This window comes from Noviherbaspirillum sedimenti (assembly GCF_003590835.1).
GTDB lineage: Bacteria > Pseudomonadota > Gammaproteobacteria > Burkholderiales > Burkholderiaceae_D > Paucimonas > Paucimonas sedimenti.
On the sequence record NZ_QYUQ01000002.1, the window covers coordinates 1,553,333 to 1,570,129 of the forward strand.

15 protein-coding genes are annotated in these 16,797 nt (G+C 62.7%); 3 read left to right on the forward strand and 12 right to left on the reverse strand.

What is annotated here, in order from left to right:
• Nucleotides 1-71: 71 nt before the first annotated feature.
• The 12 genes from D3878_RS07290 to D3878_RS07345 all read right to left on the reverse strand — a co-directional run bounded on the left by D3878_RS07290 (nucleotide 72) and on the right by D3878_RS07345 (nucleotide 14,243).
• Nucleotides 72-1,283 (reverse strand): ABC transporter substrate-binding protein, encoded by a 1,212-nt coding sequence (locus tag D3878_RS07290; protein ID WP_119784859.1) that lies wholly within the window; start codon nucleotides 1,281-1,283, stop codon nucleotides 72-74.
• Between the two features lie 243 nt (nucleotides 1,284-1,526).
• On the reverse strand, nucleotides 1,527-2,537 hold the full coding sequence (locus tag D3878_RS24790) for a winged helix-turn-helix transcriptional regulator (protein WP_119784860.1): 1,011 nt from the start codon (nucleotides 2,535-2,537) through the stop codon (nucleotides 1,527-1,529).
• A 69-nt stretch (nucleotides 2,538-2,606) separates the two neighbouring features.
• Entirely contained in the window at nucleotides 2,607-4,082 is a 1,476-nt protein-coding gene (gene gabD, locus D3878_RS07300) for an NADP-dependent succinate-semialdehyde dehydrogenase (RefSeq protein ID WP_119784861.1), read from the reverse strand.
• Between the two features lie 84 nt (nucleotides 4,083-4,166).
• Nucleotides 4,167-5,723: a class I adenylate-forming enzyme family protein gene (locus D3878_RS07305; protein ID WP_119784862.1), complete on the reverse strand. Its 1,557-nt coding sequence runs from the start codon at nucleotides 5,721-5,723 to the stop codon at nucleotides 4,167-4,169.
• Between the two features lie 37 nt (nucleotides 5,724-5,760).
• Nucleotides 5,761-6,516, reverse strand: coding sequence for an SDR family NAD(P)-dependent oxidoreductase (locus D3878_RS07310; RefSeq protein ID WP_119784863.1), 756 nt, complete (start codon nucleotides 6,514-6,516; stop codon nucleotides 5,761-5,763).
• Nucleotides 6,517-8,889, reverse strand: a complete 2,373-nt coding sequence (locus tag D3878_RS07315) for a xanthine dehydrogenase family protein molybdopterin-binding subunit (protein WP_119784864.1) — start codon at nucleotides 8,887-8,889, stop codon at nucleotides 6,517-6,519.
• Nucleotides 8,890-8,959: 70 nt separating this feature from the next.
• A complete protein-coding gene (locus D3878_RS07320) occupies nucleotides 8,960-9,721 on the reverse strand; it encodes an N-acyl homoserine lactonase family protein (protein WP_119784865.1) in 762 nt (253 codons plus the stop codon).
• On the reverse strand, nucleotides 9,718-10,203 hold the full coding sequence (locus D3878_RS07325) for a (2Fe-2S)-binding protein (RefSeq protein ID WP_119784866.1): 486 nt from the start codon (nucleotides 10,201-10,203) through the stop codon (nucleotides 9,718-9,720). Before D3878_RS07325 ends, D3878_RS07320 begins: the two co-directional genes overlap by 4 nt.
• Nucleotides 10,200-11,078: an FAD binding domain-containing protein gene (locus D3878_RS07330; protein ID WP_119784867.1), complete on the reverse strand. Its 879-nt coding sequence runs from the start codon at nucleotides 11,076-11,078 to the stop codon at nucleotides 10,200-10,202. The genes D3878_RS07325 and D3878_RS07330 overlap by 4 nt, the downstream gene beginning before the upstream one ends.
• 5 nt (nucleotides 11,079-11,083) lie before the next feature.
• Entirely contained in the window at nucleotides 11,084-12,592 is a 1,509-nt protein-coding gene (locus D3878_RS07335) for an enoyl-CoA hydratase-related protein (protein ID WP_199688107.1), read from the reverse strand.
• Between the two features lie 53 nt (nucleotides 12,593-12,645).
• Nucleotides 12,646-13,095 carry an acyl-CoA thioesterase gene (locus D3878_RS07340; protein ID WP_119784868.1) on the reverse strand — a complete coding sequence of 150 codons (450 nt, stop codon included), beginning with the start codon at nucleotides 13,093-13,095 and terminating at the stop codon, nucleotides 12,646-12,648.
• Complete coding sequence (locus D3878_RS07345; RefSeq protein WP_119784869.1) at nucleotides 13,092-14,243, reverse strand: iron-containing alcohol dehydrogenase; 1,152 nt, start codon at nucleotides 14,241-14,243, stop codon at nucleotides 13,092-13,094. Before D3878_RS07345 ends, D3878_RS07340 begins: the two co-directional genes overlap by 4 nt.
• 271 nt (nucleotides 14,244-14,514) lie before the next feature.
• Between D3878_RS07345 and D3878_RS07350 the strand changes: the two genes are divergently transcribed.
• The 3 genes from D3878_RS07350 to paaY are packed head-to-tail and all read left to right on the forward strand — an operon-like array spanning nucleotide 14,515 to nucleotide 16,777.
• On the forward strand, nucleotides 14,515-15,525 hold the full coding sequence (locus D3878_RS07350) for an XdhC family protein (RefSeq protein WP_119784870.1): 1,011 nt from the start codon (nucleotides 14,515-14,517) through the stop codon (nucleotides 15,523-15,525).
• A 36-nt stretch (nucleotides 15,526-15,561) separates the two neighbouring features.
• Entirely contained in the window at nucleotides 15,562-16,182 is a 621-nt protein-coding gene (locus D3878_RS07355; RefSeq protein WP_119784871.1) for a nucleotidyltransferase family protein, read from the forward strand.
• Complete coding sequence (gene paaY, locus D3878_RS07360) at nucleotides 16,175-16,777, forward strand: phenylacetic acid degradation protein PaaY (protein ID WP_119784872.1); 603 nt, start codon at nucleotides 16,175-16,177, stop codon at nucleotides 16,775-16,777. The genes D3878_RS07355 and paaY overlap by 8 nt, the downstream gene beginning before the upstream one ends.
• Nucleotides 16,778-16,797: the final 20 nt, after the last annotated feature.

The following is a 16,797-nucleotide window of genomic DNA, read 5'->3' on the forward strand; positions in this document are numbered from 1 at the left end:
CGCATTTTCCATTTTCGATCTCCGCGAATCTGGCGCATTCCCGCAAAGGAACGCGCCAGCGCGGTTGCCGTTTAACCCTTCGTCAGCGGGCATCCACCTTCGGTCAGGGGCCGGAAAGCCTGCTCCGCCGGAATCACCGCCTTCAGCTTGTAGTAATCCCATGGGTACTTCGACTCCGACGGCTTCTTGACCTGGTACACGTACATGTCGTGCACCATGCGGCCGTCGGCGCGGATGCGGCCGTTCTTGGCGAACATGTCGTTAATCGGCGTAGCCTTCATCTTCGCCATGACCGCGGCAGTATCGTCAGTACCGGCTGCCTGCACTGCCTTCAGGTAATGCAGGGTGGAGGAATAGTCGCCAGCATCGCCCATGGTCGGCATGCGCTTGGTCTGGTCGAAGAAGCGCTTCGACCATTTCCGCGTCTCGTCGTCGCGATCCCAGTAGAAGCCGTTGGTCAGGGTCAGCCCTTGGGCAATTTCCAGGCCCATGGCATCGACGTCGGTGATCCACACCAGCAAGCCGGCGATGGATTGCTTGCCAGACTTGGTTACACCGAACTCGTACGCCGACTTGACGGTGTTGATGAAACCGGTGCCGGAACCGGCCAGGCCAATCACCTTTGCTTTCGAGCTCTGCGCCTGCAGCAGGAAGGATGAATAATCCGACGTGGCGGCCGGGTGGCGAATGGTGCCGAGCACCTTGCCGCCCTTGGCCTTGACGGCCGCCATGGTGTCGGCTTCCAGCGCATGGCCAAAGGCGTAATCGGCAGTCAGGAAATACCAGGTATCGCCACCCTGCTTGACAATCTCGTTGCCGGTACCGTTGGCGAGCGCCCAGGTGTCATAGGCATAGTGGATGCTGTTTGGCGTGCAAGCGTCCCCGGTGATGCGGGAAGAGCCTGAGCCGTTGACAATCGCGATCGCGTTCTTTTCCTTGGCCACGCCGATCACCGACAACGCCACGCCGGAGTTGATCAGATTATTGATCATGCGCACGTTCTGGGTATCGAACCATTCGCGCGCCTTGGTGGCAGCAACGTCCGGCTTGTTCAGGTGGTCGTTGACGATCACTTCGATCGGCCGCCCCAGCACCTTGCCGCCAAAATCCTGCACCGCCATCTTCACTGCGTTAACTGCCCCCTGGCCTGCCTCATGGGAAAACTGCCCGGTCAAATCGGTCATCACGCCGATGCGCAAGGGTTTGACATCCTGCGCCTGGACACTGCCGGCAGCAAAAGCCATCAGCAGGCTGCACTGCAGTACATTCATTGCTATTTTCATCGTCTCTCTCCATTCATGATTTGAATTAAGGTCTTTTTAAGCAAGTGATTTGCTTGCATAAGTAGATTATTAAAAAGACGGCGACATGTCAAAGAGTTTGTGCACAAAATTCCGGCTGAATCATCATCTATGATGGATTGATGGATGACGAAGAACAACGTCACATGAAAATGGCGCGGACAGGGCCGCGCAACATCCTCTATCGAAGAGGATGCTGTCGATTAAAAATTCACTTATGCAAGTCTATATTGACTGAGGAGTCGCATTATCCAGGGTGTAATGCAAAGCATAGTCGACCTGCCTCGGATCAAGTTCCTCGCCACATTCGCTGCACACGACGCGGGCAAAAAAGTCGTGCTGGCATTGACGGTGTCGCAGGACCAGCGGCGGCCTGCCGCTGGAGAGCCATTTGTCTCCCCAGCGCATCATGACGATCATCGAGCCGTACAGGTCGCGCCCTCTGGCGGTAAAGCGGTACTCGTAACGGTCAGGACGCACCTGGTACTGGCGCTTTTCGATGATGCCGTGCTCTGTCAGGCGCTGCAGGCGATCGGTCAGGATGTTGCTGGCGATGCCGAGGTTCGCCTGGAATTCGTCGAACCTGCGCACGCCGAAAAACATGTCCCGGATCAGAAGAAAGCTCCAGCGGTCGCCAATGATTTGCAGCGCGCGCGCCACCGAGCATGGCCTGACCCGCTCCAGTATGTGCGGATCGGAGGCGCGCCGCGAGCGCGTGCGCCCGGTCGCATGCGGCTGGCTGCCCGCGCCCGGCCCGTTGCGGTACTGGACGTCGTGCGGATCGATCGCCTCGTTGCATGCCGAGCAGGCGACCACGGCGGAACACGGCTTGCCGCAGCGCTTGTGGATCAGTTGCACCGGAAGCTCGTGGTCGCCGCCGAGCCAGGTGTCGCCGAACTTGAGCAGCGCCAGCATGGTCGGGTACAAGTCCCGGCCTTGTTCTGTCAGGCGATATTCGAAGCGCGTCGCCGAGGCGGAATACGCGACCTTGCGCAACAGGCCCAGCGCGGTCAGCTTGTGCAGCCGCTTGACCAGGGTATTGCGGGGCAGTTGCAGGACACCCTGGAATTGCTCGAAACGGCGCGCACCGAAAAAACATTCCCGCAAGATCAGGAAGCTCCAGGCATCGGACAGGATCTCGACCGTGCGGCCAACCGAACAGAACCGGTCCAGCGAGGGGAAGCGCGATTCGGCATCGCCATGCGGCGTGGTGCTGATTGTTTGCACAGCTGACATAGCGTACGATGCCTCGGTTCGGCGCAGCGCCGGGTCAAGTTAAATAAAGCTGAATATTATACGGCGCAATCAAATCCCGCCCATGCACAGGTACTTGATTTCCAGGTAGTCCTGGATACCGTATTTCGACCCCTCGCGGCCGTTGCCACTTTCCTTGATGCCGCCGAAAGGCGCCAACTCGGTGGAGATCAAGCCTTCATTGATGCCGACCATGCCATATTCCAGCGCTTCCGCCACCCGCCAGACGCGGCCGATGTCGCGTCCGTAAAAGTACGACGCCAGGCCGAACTCAGTATCGTTAGCCATGCGAATCGCCTCTTCCTCGGTCTTGAAGCGGAAGATCGGTGCCACCGGACTAAAAGTTTCTTCGCGGAAGATTGCCATGTCCGGCGTGGCATCGGCCAGGATGGTCGGCGCATAGAAATTACCGCCCAGCGCATGACGCTTGCCGCCGACGACGATCCGGCCGCCCTTTTGCACCGCATCGGCAACGTGTTCCTCGGCCTTGCCGACGGCATTGGCGTCGATCAGCGGGCCAATCACGGTGCCGGCTTCCAGGCCATGGCCGACCTTCAGGGCGCAAACCGCCGCGGCAAAGCGCTCGACGAACGCGTCATATACGCCCTCCTGCACCAGGATGCGGTTGGCGCACACGCAAGTCTGGCCGGCATTGCGATACTTGGCGATCATCGCGCCCTTGACTGCGGCATCGAGGTCGGCATCGTCAAAGACGATGAAAGGCGCATTGCCGCCGAGTTCCATCGAGGTCTTTTTGACGGTCGCCGCGCATTGCTGAATGAGCAGCTTGCCGATCTCGGTCGAGCCAGTAAAGGTCAATTTTCGTACGGTCGGATTTGCCGTCAGTTCGCTGCCGATTTCCGTGGCCGAGCCGGTCACGCAGGACAGCACGCCGCGCGGGATACCCGCACGTTCGGCAAGCACGCACAAGGCCAGTGCCGAAAACGGCGTCTGGCTGGCCGGCTTGACCACCATGGTGCAGCCGGCCGCCAGCGCGGGCGCCGCCTTGCGGGTGATCATCGCCGCCGGGAAGTTCCATGGCGTGATCGCCGCGCACACGCCGACCGGCTGCTTGATGACGACAATACGGCGGTCCGACGTCGGCGCCGGAATGGTGTCGCCATACACGCGCTTGGCTTCCTCGGCGAACCATTCCACATACGAGGCGGCGTAGGCGATTTCGCCACGGCTCTCGGCCAGCGGCTTGCCTTGCTCGGTGGTCATGATGACCGCGAGGTCTTCCTGGTTCGCCAGCAGCAGGTCGAACCATTTACGCAGGATCGCCGCGCGTTCCTTGCCGCTCTTGGTTTGCCAGGCTGGCATCGCAGCGGCAGCCGCATCGATGGCGCGACGGGTTTCTGCGCGCCCCATTTTCGGCACGCTGCCGATAGCAGCGCCGTTCGCCGGATTTTCAACAACGATGGTTGCGCCCTGGTCGGCATCGACCCAGGCGCCATCGATATAGCATTGTTGCCGCAGCAATGTCGGGTCTTGCAGGCGAATGCCGGAGAAATCAGCTTGATTCATATTCATGCCTCGGAGTATCAGGATATGGGTAATTGCAGTGAAAATTATGCGCCTGCCGCGCCAGGATGCGGCAGGCGCAGACCATCAGCTGGCTGTCAGGGTTTCCTTGAGCTTGAAACGGATGATCTTGCCCGAGCCGGTACGCGGAATTTCATCGACCACATGCACCGCATGCGGCAACTTGTACGACGACAGGCGTTCGCGGCAATGCGTGATCAGCTCCGCCTCGACCAGCGTGGCACCCGGGCGCGGCACCACGAACACCACCGGCACTTCGCCCAGGTGCTGGTGCGGCGCGCCGACCACCGCGCAGTCCAGCACCGCCGGGAAGGCGCAGCAGGCTTCCTCGACTTCCGATGGTGCAATGTTCTGTCCGCCGCGGATAATGACTTCCTTCAGGCGGCCGGTGATCGTCAGGAAACCGTTGCTGTCGCTTTTGGCCAGGTCGCCGGTGTAGTACCAGCCATTGCGTACCGCGCTGGCGGTTTCTTCCGGCTTGCGGTGGTAGCCTTGCATCAGGTTGGGACCGCGCACAATCAGCTCGCCTTCCGCGCCTGGCGCAACATCAAGTCCGCTGACCGGATCGATGATGCGGGTCGACAAGCCCGGCACCGGCAAGCCGCAGGAACCCATCACCCGGCTGCCGCTGCGCCAATTGAGCGTGACCATGGTCGAGGTTTCGGTGATGCCGTAGCCATCGAGCAGCATGACGCCGAAACGCCGTTCGAATTCCTGGTTGACCGGCGCCGGCATGATGGCGCCAGCCGACAGGCACAGGCGCAGGCCGGGGAATTGCACATCCGGCTCGGCGCGCGCCGCTTCCAGCAGATAATGAAACACGGTTGGCACACCGGGGAATAGCGTCACGCGGCCGGATTTGAGCTGCGCCATCACTTCCGTTGTGGAGAATTTTTCCAGGATATATTCGCTGGCGCCGACTGCCACGATACTAAGCACCGTCAGGTTGAGCGCATAGGAATGGAACAGCGGCAGTGTCGACAGCACATGGTCGTTTTCATTCAACCCGGCGATCGGCGCCCAACATGCCGCCGTCACCCACAGCATGCTGCGCTGGGAAAGCAATACACCCTTGGCGCGGCCGGTGGTGCCGGAGGTGTAGACGATAAAGGACGGCTCGTCGATTGCATCGAGGTCGCGCGGCAGCGAGCGCGCCACGTTTGCGCGCAGATCGGCATAGCGCAGCCCGGCCGCCGAGTCGCTCGCGGCGCCGCGGTCGGTCAGAATTACTGTCCGCAGATTGGGGTATTCTGCCTGCAGCTTCGCCATCACATCGGCGCGCTCGTTGCTGGTGATGATTGCCTTGCAGTTCGCGTCCTCGATTCGGTAGGCGACTTCATGCGCTGTCGCATCGTAGCTGATCGGCACGCTGACAGCGCCGGCGCGGACGATGCCCAGGCAGCTTTCGACCCACTCCACCGAATTCGGCAGGAAGATCGCCACGCAGTCGCCAGGCTCGATGCCGGCATCCTGCAGATGGCCGGCGAGGTTGGCGGTGGCATGCTCCAGTTCGGCGTAATTCACCGACGTCTTGCTGTCCTGAAAGGCAAGCTTGTCGGGCTTCGATTGTGCATGGCGTCGCAGCAGCGTGCCAAGCGGTGCAATCAGTTCGGTATGTATCATGATGTTGTCTCCTCTTGCTCTTCTGCTTTGGGGCGGATCAAACCATGCAAAAGCCGCCGTTGATACTCAACACCTGGCCGGTGATCCAGGAGGCGCCGTCGGAGGCCAGGAAGGCCACGGTCGGCGCGATGTCAGCCGGCTTGCCGATGCGGCGCAGCGGATACTGCTTGACGATCTTGTCGCGGTTGGCAGCCAGGAAATCCGCATCGGAGTGGGCGGTCTCGATCAGGCCCAGTGAAATGGCGTTGGCAGTAACATTGGCGCGGCCGAGTTCGCGCGCCAGCGATTTCATCAGGGCGATGCCGCCGGCGCGCGCAGCCGCGGCAATCGCCAGGTTGCTCTCGCCGATGCGCGAGGAATCGCCAGCCAGGGTGATGATGCGGCCGCCGTTCTGCTTGATCATGTGCGGCGCCACCGCGTGGCAGGTATGGATGGTGCCATACAGGCAAACATCGATCTGCTTGGCCCATTGTTCCGGGGTGGTATTGACGAAACGCTCGTTGATGACGACGCCGGCATTGTTGACGAGGATGTCTACGCTGCCAAAATCCTTGACGATGGCGTCGACCATGGCTGTGACTTCTTCATACTTACCGACGTTGGCGCGGTAGGCGCGGGCGTTTCCGCCAAGTTTCTTGATCTCGGCCACCACCGCTTCAGCTTCGGTTGCCGAGCTGTTGTAGTTGACCGCGACGGTAGCGCCTTCGGCCGCCAGCGCCAGGGAAATTTCACGACCGACATCGCGTCCGGCGCCGGTTACCAGGGCAATCTTGCCATTCAGTTTTGCGTTCATTTACATCTCCTTGGTGTTAAGTTTCTGTTTCTGGATTAATTGGAAAAGTCGTTCCGGCGTTACCGGCAATTCAAAAATTTCGATGCCCAGCGGCGTCAGCGCATCCGAGACGGCATTGGCGATCGCCGCAGGCGCACCGATGGTGCCGCCTTCGCCCATGCCGCGAAATCCGCCAATGGTGTCCGGCAGGGCCGATTCGACATGCACCACGCGGGTCGCCGGCACTTCCGGCGCCGAGGGTGCGACGTAATCGACCAGGCTGGCAGTCAGGATCTGGCCGCGCTCGTCGTACACAATTTCTTCGAACAGCGCGGCGCCAATGCCCTGAGCCACCGCGCCATGCGCCTGGCCATCGACGATCAGCGGATTGATCATGCGCCCGCAATCCTCTGCCACCAGGTAATCGGTGACGTGGATCATGTAGGTTTCCGGATCGATCTCGACCATCGCGATATGCGTGGAGGAACTGGTTGTCCCCCACACAGGGTCGTAGGATTTGGTTTCTTCCAGCACTTCGATCACATCCTTCGGCACCCGCCCCATCTGCGAATACACCGCATCGGCGATCTCGGCGATGGTGAGGCTCTTGCCGTTATCGGCTGCGGTCGCCACGCCTTCGCTGATGCTGATATGGGGGGCATGGCTACCCATCAGGTGGGCGGCGATCCGCTCCAGCTTTTCGCGCAGCGCGCGCGCCGCCAGGGTGCCGGCGCCGCCGGCCAGCACCGCGCTGCGGCTGGCGTAGGTGCCGGTGCTGTGCGATACCGCAGCGGTGTCGCCATGGATTACCGTAATCTCCTCGAAGCGCGCACCGAGTTCGTCGGCCACTACCTGCGCCAGCGTCGTTTCCAGCCCCTGGCCGTGCGAGGCGATGCCGAACGAGGCGGTGATCGAACCGCTGGGGTCGATTTTCAGGTTGCAGATCTCGGTGCCGGTATTGATCGGCATGCCGGGCGAAGCCGAGATCCGCGAGCCGATGCCGGACAACTCGGCATACGAAGAAATGCCGATGCCAACCCAGCGCCCTGCCGCGCGCGCCTCTTCCTGTTTCTGGCGCAAGGTATCGTAATCGACCGCTTCGCAACCGCTCTCCAGGCATTCGATGAAGCCGGAACGGTCCCAGACGATGCCGGGCGCGGTCTTGTACGGAAATTCTTCCGGCTTGATGAGGTTGCGCAGGCGAATTTCTTTCGTATCCAAGCCAAGCTTGTGCGCCGCCATGTCCACCAGGCGCTCCATGACGAAGGTGGAAGTCGGCCGGCCGACGCCGCGATACGGGCCAGTTGGGGACTTCGACGTCGCCACGCCGCGCACCTTGCCGTGGTAGACCGGCACGCGGTATGGGCCGGGCATGAAGCTGATCACCTGCACCGGCTCCAGGCCGGCGGTCCAGGGATAGATCGAGTAGGCGCCGACATCGCCAATGACGTTGGCGCGCAGGCCGAGGATTGCGCCCTGCTCATCCACGGCCAGTTCGGCATAGACGGTTTCATCGAACGCCTGGCTGGTCGCAGCCAGGTCTTCCATGCGGTCGCCGGTCCACTTCACCGGGCGGCCGAGGTGGCGCGCCAGCGCGCACACCAGGATTTCTTCGGGATACAGCGAGCCCTTGCCGCCGAAACTGCCGCCGACGTCAGGCGCAACCACCCGCAGGCGGCTGCCGGGTATGCCGAGAATATCCACCAGCGCGTCGCGCACGATGCCCGGGCTGCCGGTCGAGGAATGCAGCAGCAGCGAGCGCCGGCCCTGGTCGTATTCGGCCAGGTAGGTGCGGTTTTCCATGGCCAGCGGCGTCTTGCGGTGGAAGCGGAAGCGCGCACCGACCTTGATCGGCGCCTGCGCCATGACTTCATCGATGTCGCCGCGACGGAATTCGCGCTTGACCAGGATATTGGTGCCGGCTTCCTCGTGCAGCAGCGGCGCATCCGGCTCGGCTGCGGCTTCCGGATCGACCACGTTGGGCAGCAGCTCATAGTCGATCTGGATGTAATCCATTGCATCCTCGGCGATGTAGCGGCTCTCGGCGACTACCGCCACCACCGGCTCGCCGACGTAGCGCACCTTGCCGCGCGCCAGCGGGTAAATCGCGGTGGGGTGGTAATCCGGCATCTTGGAGGTGGCATAGATCGGCTTGACCATGCTGTCCATGTGCTCGGCGGTAAAGATCGCGACGACCCCAGGCAACTCCAGCGCCGCCGCGTAATCGATGCCAACGATGCGGGCATGCGACTGGTCGCTGCGGCGAAAGGCGATGTGCAGCAGGTTGGCCACCTGCTTGTCATCGGTATAGCAGCCGTGCCCGGTCAACAGGCGCGGATCTTCCGAGCGCTTGACTGACTTGCCGACCAGTTTCGACTTGCTTGCGGTTTCCATGTCTCGTATGTTCTGTATTGTTCGTTGTGGTGCGGCCGTCCAGGCGGTCCGTATCGTCAAGCCAGCACGACTAGTCGTAAAACTCTGCGCCCTTTTTCAGGGTTTGCCACTGCGCGTCGTCGTGGCCGAACAGCACCGTGGCGCCGCCTGCTTCGATGCGGCGAATTTCCGCCATCGATTTGCTCGACTGCTCGGCATCCCAGGTATTGCGCGGATTGATGTCGCGCTCCAGGTTGTCGCGCATTGCTACCGCGTCCGACGCCAGCAGGAAGGCACCGGACTTGTCGAGCGACACCAGGGCCGAGGTCATGCCGGCGGTGTGTCCCGGCACCGGCACCAGCACCACGCGGCCGTCGTTGAACAGGTCGCGCTCGCCGTCGATGGTTTCCATCGGCATGGGCTGCCGCCAGTCCACCGGCAGGAAGCCGAACTTTTCGGCATCCTCGCGGCGGGCCGCTTCCAGCTCGCGGGCATGGCAGATCACCGTGGCCTTCCTGAAAAACTCATTGCAGCCGCAATGGTCGGAATGGAAGTGCGAATTGACCACCACATCGATATCGTCCGGCGTGAAGCCGATGCTAGCGAGCTGGTCGACTACGTTGTCCTGCGCTCCGGAAATCGGCGCCATGGCGCGGGCCATCGCGCCCCAGCGCCCTTCGGCGTCATGCGCCGTCGAGGGATGGCAGCCGGTATCGAACAGGACATTGCCCTGCGGATGGCGCAGCAGGTAGCATGAGACCGGCAGTTCGACCAGCTCGGCGCGGTCGGCTTCCGGCACGTAGACGCTTTTTTTCATGCGCAGGCGTCCGCCCGACAATACGTGCATTTTCATTCCGCGCTCTCCTTGCTGCGTTGCTTGACCAGGCGTACCGCATCGACGATGTGCTTGTAGCCGGTACACCGGCACAGGTTGCCGGACAAGCCTTCGCGGATTTCCGCGTCGGATTCCAGCGGATACTTTTGCAGCATGTCGGTGCAGGTCATCAGCATGCCGGGCGTGCAAAAGCCGCACTGCAGGGCGTGGCACTCGTGGAAGGCTTCCTGCAAGGGGTTGAGCTTGTCGACGCTGCCAAGGCCCTCGACGGTCTGGATTTTGCAACGGTCGGCCTGCACCGCCAGCATCAGGCAGGAACGCATGCTGTCGCCGTCGACCATGATGGTGCAGGCGCCGCAGATGCCATGCTCGCAGCCGACGTGGGTGCCGGTCAGGCCGAGCGTATGGCGCAGGAAATCGGCCAGCAGCAGGCGCGGCTCGACCGCGCGCTCGTACTTGATGCCGTTGATGACGACGGAAATGTTTTGGGTTTCGATCATGCTGATTCTCCTTGGGCGCGGCGCCATGCCGTGGCAACGGCGCGGCGGGCCAGCACGCCCACCAGGTGGCGCCGGTAATCGGACGATGCGTGCAGGTCGGTGGCAGGCGCGACCGCCTCGCGCACCGCCTTGACCACATCGTCCAGGGTTTGTTCATCGCAAGCCTGGTTGAACAGGATGGTTTCGGCGTCATACACGCGCATCGGCGTATCGGCGACCCCCATCACGCCGACCCGCGACTCGGTGACGATGCCGTCCTCGACCTTCATCACCACGCCGATTGCGGCCAGGGCGAAGTCGCCGGCGCGCCGCGCCACTTCCTCAAACGCCCAGCCGGCCTGCGCAGGCAGCGCCGGCAGGCTGATCTCGATGACGATCTCGTCCTCTTCGACCGCAGAGGTCAGCGAGGCTACGAAGAACTCCTCGGCTGGCACGGTGCGCAGCCCCCTGGGCGATGCGAGGATAATTTCTGCATCCAGCAGCACCATCATCATCGGCAGTTCGGCGGCCGGATCGGCGTGCGTGATGCTGCCGCCGATGGTGCCGCGGTTACGGATCGCCAGGTGGGCGACGAACTGCATGGCGTCATGCAATACCGGGAACAGCCGCTTGACCACCGGCGAGGTTTCCAGCGTGTGGTGGCGTGTCAGCGCGCCGATGCGCAGGGCGCCGTCGGGCTGCTCCTCCAGAAAGCTGAGTTCGGCGATGCGGTTGATGTCGATCAGCACCGACGGACTCAACAAACGGAAGTTCAGCATCGGCATCAGGCTCTGGCCGCCGGCGATGATCTTGCCGTCGCCCTCTGCCGCGGCCAGCGCCGCCAATGCCTCGTCCAGCGTTTGCGGGCGAACGTAATCGAACTTGGGGGGTTTCATGCTGTTTACTTCCCGAGGAATACCGGCTGGCGTTTTTTGACAAAATCCTGGCGCGCATCACGGTAGTCGTCGCTGGCGACCGCGCGCTCCACCACGTGGCGCACGGTGGCATTGTCGAGCGTCCCCATGCCCATCGCCAGGCCATTCAGCATGACCTTGGTGCCGGAGATGGTCAGCGGCGCATTGTCGGCCATGACGGCGGCAAACGACTTGGCTGCGCGCATCGGATCGGCCGCCACGCGATCGACGAAGCCGATGCTGTGCCCTTCCTCGGCACCGAACTTGCGCGCCGAGTAGAGAATGCGCTTGGCGTTGGCGATACCGACCAGCGCCAGCAGGCGCTGCGTGCCGCGCACGCCATAGACGATCGACAGGCGCGCCGCCGGAATGCCGAACTGCGCGGCGCTGGCGGCAACCCGGAAGTCGCATGACATCGCCAGGTGGCAGGCGCCGCCCATGCAAAAACCATTGACGACCGCAATGGTCGGCTTGGGGGTGGCGGCGATGGCGTCGCAGCAGTCATCCACCGCAACTTCATATTCCACGCCCTGCTCGACCGAGGCGCGCACCTGGCCGAATTCGGCGATATCCGCGCCGGCGCTGAAATTGCCGCCGGCGCCGGTGAGGATGATGGCGCGCACCTGCGGATCGCGGCCGAGTTCGGTGAAGATGCGGCCAAGGTCGCGCCACATCTGCAAGGACACGGCATTGCGCTGTTTGGGGCGGTTCAGGGTAACGATGGCCGCCTTGTGGCGCACGCCGGCGCGTGCCGGCGCCTTGCTCGCAGCTTGCGCGGGCTTGGCGCCACCCAGCAATCTCGACAGCCAGCCGCCGGATGCGGCCGGCGCCACGACCTGCAGCTCATCCTCTTCCTGCACATCGATCAGATCCACCAGAATGTCGTCGGAGCTCGACAGCGCGCCGCCGGTGACGGCGGCAGCAGGCGCCGCCACGGTCACGGCCAGGGAGGCAGCCGGCGCGACAGTTACAGGGGGGGCCGAAGCTGTCGCCGGCGCCGCTGCAGGAGTTGTGACCGGAGCCGGTGCTGCAACTGCAGCAGGGAGCGCACCGGTACGGCTCTGGATGGCTTCGTTAAAGCTGGCGAAGAACTGGTCGGCCATTTTGCGGGCGGTGGAGTCGATCATGCGCGAGCCGAGCTGGGCGATCTTGCCGCCGATATTCGCCGCCACGCCATAGCGCAGCAGGGTCGAAGGCCCCTCGGATTCGAGCTGCACCGTGATTTCCGCCTTGGCGAAACCGGCCACGCCGCCCTGCCCCTCGCCGATCAGGCGATAGCTTTCCGGCGCCGCGACATCCGCCAGCGTCACCTTGCCGGAAAACTTCGCCTTGATCGGCCCGACCTTGACCACTACCAGCGACACCATCTCGGTATCCGAAAGTTTTTCCAGCGATTCACAACCGGGGATGCAGGCTTGCAGCACTTCCGGATCATTCAATGCTTCCCACACCACCTCGCGCCTGGCTTCCAGGCGGATCTCGTCATTCATTTCCATGGTTCTTGTCCCATTTCGTTGCAGCCAGTGCGTTATTTTTTGCTGGATCAGGCCTAAGTGGACGCCGGCGTCCGCAAAGGCTCCAGCGCATTGCGCAGCGCCTGCGGCAGCGCCGTCGGCCGGTTGCTCGCGCGGTCCACATAAACATGCACAAAATGTCCCTGGGCCGCGGCAACATCGTCATCGTTGCGAAAAATACCGAGTTCATAGCGCACGCTGCTGTTGCCGAGATGAGCAACCCGCACGCCGACATGAATCGTGTCGGGGAACGCCGTCGAGCTGAAATAACGGCACTGGGTTTCGACCACCAGGCCGATCACGTCGGATTTGCCGATATCGAGCGCGCCCTGGCCAATCAGGTACGCGTTGACCGCCGTGTCGAAATACGAGTAATAGACGACATTGTTGACATGACCGTAGACGTCGTTATCCATCCAGCGCGTGGTGATCTGGTGGAAATGGGCAAATGCGGCACGGGATTCCGGGGATTTTTTTTCGCTCACAATACCGCCTCGTAAATGGCAAGCGCGTCGTCGTAACCGATCTCGCGCGGGTTGTTGATAAGTAACCGGGTTTGCTTCATGGCGTCTTCCGCCAGTTGGGCCAGATCGGCTTGCTTGATGCCGACTTGCGACAGACGCGTTTGCAAGCCGAGTTCGACCGGCAGTTGCGCCAGGTTATTGACCAGCGCCTGGGCTTTTTCGCGGGCGCTGCCGAAGGCGCCCGGCGCCACAATGGCGGCCAGTTCGCCGTACAACTCCTGGGCTTGTCTGGCATTAAATTGCAGCACGGCCGGCAATACCAGAGAATTCGACAAGCCATGCGGCACATGGAAGCGCGCACCGACCGGATAGGCTAGCGCATGCACGCCCGCCACCGGCGCATTGGCGAATGCCATGCCAGCCAGCATGGCACCCAGCAGCATGTTGTGGCGCGCCTCGCGGTTGCCGCCATTGCGGCAGGCTTCATGGATATTGCCGCACAACAGGCGCAGCGCTTCGCGCGCCAGGCAATCGGAAACCGGGTTTTTCAGGCGTTTGCTGGTATACGCCTCGATCGCATGCACGATTGCATCCACACCCGTGGCGGCGGTGACTTGCGGCGGCAGGCCAAGGGTGAGGTCGGCATCCAGCACAGCCCAGTCCGGCACGATCACCGGCGTCACCACGCCCTTCTTTTCGCCCGCGCCGGTGGTGACGATGGAGATCGGCGTGACTTCCGAACCGGTGCCCGCAGTGGTCGGCAACAGGATCAGCGGCAGGCGCGGGCCCCTGGCTTGGCCCACGCCATAGATATTTGCCAGATTTTCCTTGCCGACCGCCAGCAACGCCACCAGCTTGGCCACATCCATCGAACTGCCGCCGCCGAGTCCGATGACGCCATCGGCATTGACGCTTCTGGCGGCAGCGGTGGCGGCAGTGATCACCGCTTCCGGCGGATCGGCCTGCACCTCGGTGTAAACGGTGACAGCAATACCACTGGCCGCCAGGCCCTGCAGCGCGGGCGCCAGCAAGCCCGCCTGCTCGACACCCTTGTCGGTGACCAGCAATACCGAACGGCAACCAAGTCCTGCCGCCAACTCGCCGACCCGCGCGGAACTGCCTGGCCCGACCAGGCTGGAACGCGGGGACTGAAATTCGAAAGTCTGCATGTAATCTCCTTCTTTATTCTTTGGCGGGGGTGTCTCATGGGCCCCGGATACTGCGGATTTTCCGCGCTTCGTAACTTGCATAACTAAACTATACACAGCAGCAATTGCCTTTGCAAGCAACTCGAAAAATATTTTTTCATCCTACTAAAACAGGGATTTTCAGCCACCACCCCCTTTACTTTAAATACTTTCATAACTAGACTTGTTACTGGCAGAGCGGATATACGGCGAATTCAGCCAGGCCCGCAGACACGACACGCAAGGGAAACTCATGGACAGCATCGACCTCGAAGTATTGAAGACCGCCATCAACTGGTCGCAAAGTGGCGCCTATACGATACTGGCGACGGTGGTGCGAACCTGGGGCTCGGCGCCGCGCCCGGTGGGTTCGATGATGGTCATGCGCGGCGACGGCCATGTGCGCGGCTCGATTTCCGGCGGTTGCATCGAAGACGACCTGATCCGCCAGATCCGCTCGGGAGAGTACCGCGCCACCGCCCCGCAGACGCTCACCTACGGCATTTCCGCCGACGAAGCGCACCGCTTCGGCTTGCCCTGCGGCGGCACCCTGCAGATCGTGCTCGAATGCGTGACTGATCAATCGCACTTGCCGGCGCTGCTGAAATCGGTCAGTCAGCAGGGCTTGATGACCCGCGAACTCGATATGCACACCGGCGCCGTGACGCTCACTGCCGGCGCCCACGCCGTCTCACTGTCCTTCGACGAGCGACACCTGGTGACCGTGCATGGTCCACGCTACCGCCTGATTATCGTCGGTGCCGCACAATTGTCGCGCTACGTTGCCAGCATGGCGCAAAGCCTGGATTACGAAGTCATCGTCTGCGACCCCCGCGAGGAATACCTGGATGAGTGGGATATCGAGGGCGTGCAACTGTCGCGCGAGATGCCGGACGACCTGATCCTCGAGCTCGAGCTCGACTCCCACAGCGCCGTGCTCACCCTGACCCACGACCCCAAGCTGGATGACATGGCGCTGCTGGAAGCGCTGAAATCGCCTGCCTTCTACGTCGGCGCCATCGGCTCGCGTCGCAACAATGCGAGAAGACGCGAGCGTCTGGCGCTGTTCGACATCACCGAGGCGGAAATCGACCGCCTGCATGGCCCTGTAGGCATGTATCTCGGCGCCCGGACGCCGCCGGAAATCGCCATTTCCATCCTGGCGGAAATGACGGCTATCAGGAATGGCGTTCCGGTACTGCAATCCCACGCGCTGCGCCCCCATCCCGCCGCACCAGCCGAAGCCGGCTGCGCGCTGGCCTGAACGATGCACCGAGGCGACGAACGCGAGGGCACAGCCATGGACCAGGCACCGACGCAAGGCTATGCCGGCATTCTGCTGGCCGCCGGCCGCGGCGCCCGCTTCGACCCGTCCGGCCACCAGAACAAGCTGCTGCAACTGCTGTCCGATGGCGAGACCGTGGTGGCGCACGCCGCGCGCAACCTGCGCAGCGCGCTCGGTTCGGCACTTGCAGTGATCCCCGCCGATTCGCCGCTGCTGTGCGCGCATCTGTCGTCCGAGGGCTTTGCAGTGACCAAGTGCGTGAATGCGGCCAGCGGCATGGCCGCATCCCTGACCCATGGGCTGAGGCTGACGCCACACGCCGCCGGCTGGGTGATCGCGCTGGGCGACATGCCTTTCATCCAGGCCGACACCATGACCAGGCTGGTCGAGGCGCTGCGGCAAGGCGCCGACATCGCCGTGCCGTGCTACCGCGGCCGTCGCGGCAACCCGGTGGCATTCAGCCGGCGCCACCTCGACTTGCTGCTGCAACTGTCCGGCGACATCGGCGCGCGCCAGTTGCTGCAAAGCCTGCCTGTGATGGAAATCACGGTCGACGATCCCGGCGTATGCCGCGATATCGACACTGTTGCCGACCTGCGCAACTGCCGATGTTCAAAGGAGACTGTTCATGCTTAAAGTTTATGCCATCGATGGCGTCACCCCGGTGGTGCACCCGTCCGCCTACGTGCATCCGAGCGCGGTGCTGATCGGCGACGTCGTGATCGGCCCGCGCTGCTACATCGGGCCGCTGGCCAGCCTGCGCGGCGATTTCGGCCGCATCATCATCAACGAAGGCGCCAATATCCAGGACACCTGCGTGCTGCACGGCTTCCAGGAATGCGACACGGTGGTCGACATCGATGGTCATGTCGGCCACGGCGCAGTGCTGCACGGCTGCCGCATCGAACGCGATGCTCTGGTGGGAATGAATGCGGTCGTCATGGACGATGCCGTGATCGGCGAATCCAGCATCGTCGGCGCCGGTGCATTCGTCAAGGCCGGCATGATCGTGCCGGCACGCAGCCTTGTGGTCGGCGCCCCGGCCAGGATCGCGCGCAGCCTGCGCGAGGATGAGATCGCCTGGAAGCGCCTGGGCACCGCGCAATACCATGAACTGACCACGCGCTCGCTGACCAGCATGCGTGAAGTCGCACCCTTGAGCGAAGTCGAGCCAGACCGCCAGCGGATTCAGACGGCAACGCTCAACAAGCCGAAAATCAGGGAAGCCTGACGCCGCAGGCGCGTCTTGCC

Bases quoted from the DNA above. Each gene is read 5' to 3' on its own strand.
- D3878_RS24790 (WP_119784860.1), bottom strand. From the start codon at position 2,537: ATGTCAGCTGTGCAAACAATCAGCACCACGCCGCATGGCGATGCCGAA.
- D3878_RS07350 (WP_119784870.1), top strand. From the start codon at position 14,515: ATGGACAGCATCGACCTCGAAGTATTGAAGACCGCCATCAACTGGTCG.
- D3878_RS07330 (WP_119784867.1), bottom strand. From the start codon at position 11,078: ATGAAACCCCCCAAGTTCGATTACGTTCGCCCGCAAACGCTGGACGAG.
- paaY (WP_119784872.1), top strand. From the start codon at position 16,175: ATGCTTAAAGTTTATGCCATCGATGGCGTCACCCCGGTGGTGCACCCG.
- D3878_RS07305 (WP_119784862.1), bottom strand. From the start codon at position 5,723: ATGATACATACCGAACTGATTGCACCGCTTGGCACGCTGCTGCGACGC.
- D3878_RS07315 (WP_119784864.1), bottom strand. From the start codon at position 8,889: ATGGAAACCGCAAGCAAGTCGAAACTGGTCGGCAAGTCAGTCAAGCGC.
- D3878_RS07310 (WP_119784863.1), bottom strand. From the start codon at position 6,516: ATGAACGCAAAACTGAATGGCAAGATTGCCCTGGTAACCGGCGCCGGA.
- D3878_RS07290 (WP_119784859.1), bottom strand. From the start codon at position 1,283: ATGAAAATAGCAATGAATGTACTGCAGTGCAGCCTGCTGATGGCTTTT.
- D3878_RS07325 (WP_119784866.1), bottom strand. From the start codon at position 10,203: ATGATCGAAACCCAAAACATTTCCGTCGTCATCAACGGCATCAAGTAC.
- gabD (WP_119784861.1), bottom strand. From the start codon at position 4,082: ATGAATCAAGCTGATTTCTCCGGCATTCGCCTGCAAGACCCGACATTG.
- D3878_RS07355 (WP_119784871.1), top strand. From the start codon at position 15,562: ATGGACCAGGCACCGACGCAAGGCTATGCCGGCATTCTGCTGGCCGCC.
- D3878_RS07345 (WP_119784869.1), bottom strand. From the start codon at position 14,243: ATGCAGACTTTCGAATTTCAGTCCCCGCGTTCCAGCCTGGTCGGGCCA.
- D3878_RS07320 (WP_119784865.1), bottom strand. From the start codon at position 9,721: ATGAAAATGCACGTATTGTCGGGCGGACGCCTGCGCATGAAAAAAAGC.
- D3878_RS07335 (WP_199688107.1), bottom strand. From the start codon at position 12,592: ATGGAAATGAATGACGAGATCCGCCTGGAAGCCAGGCGCGAGGTGGTG.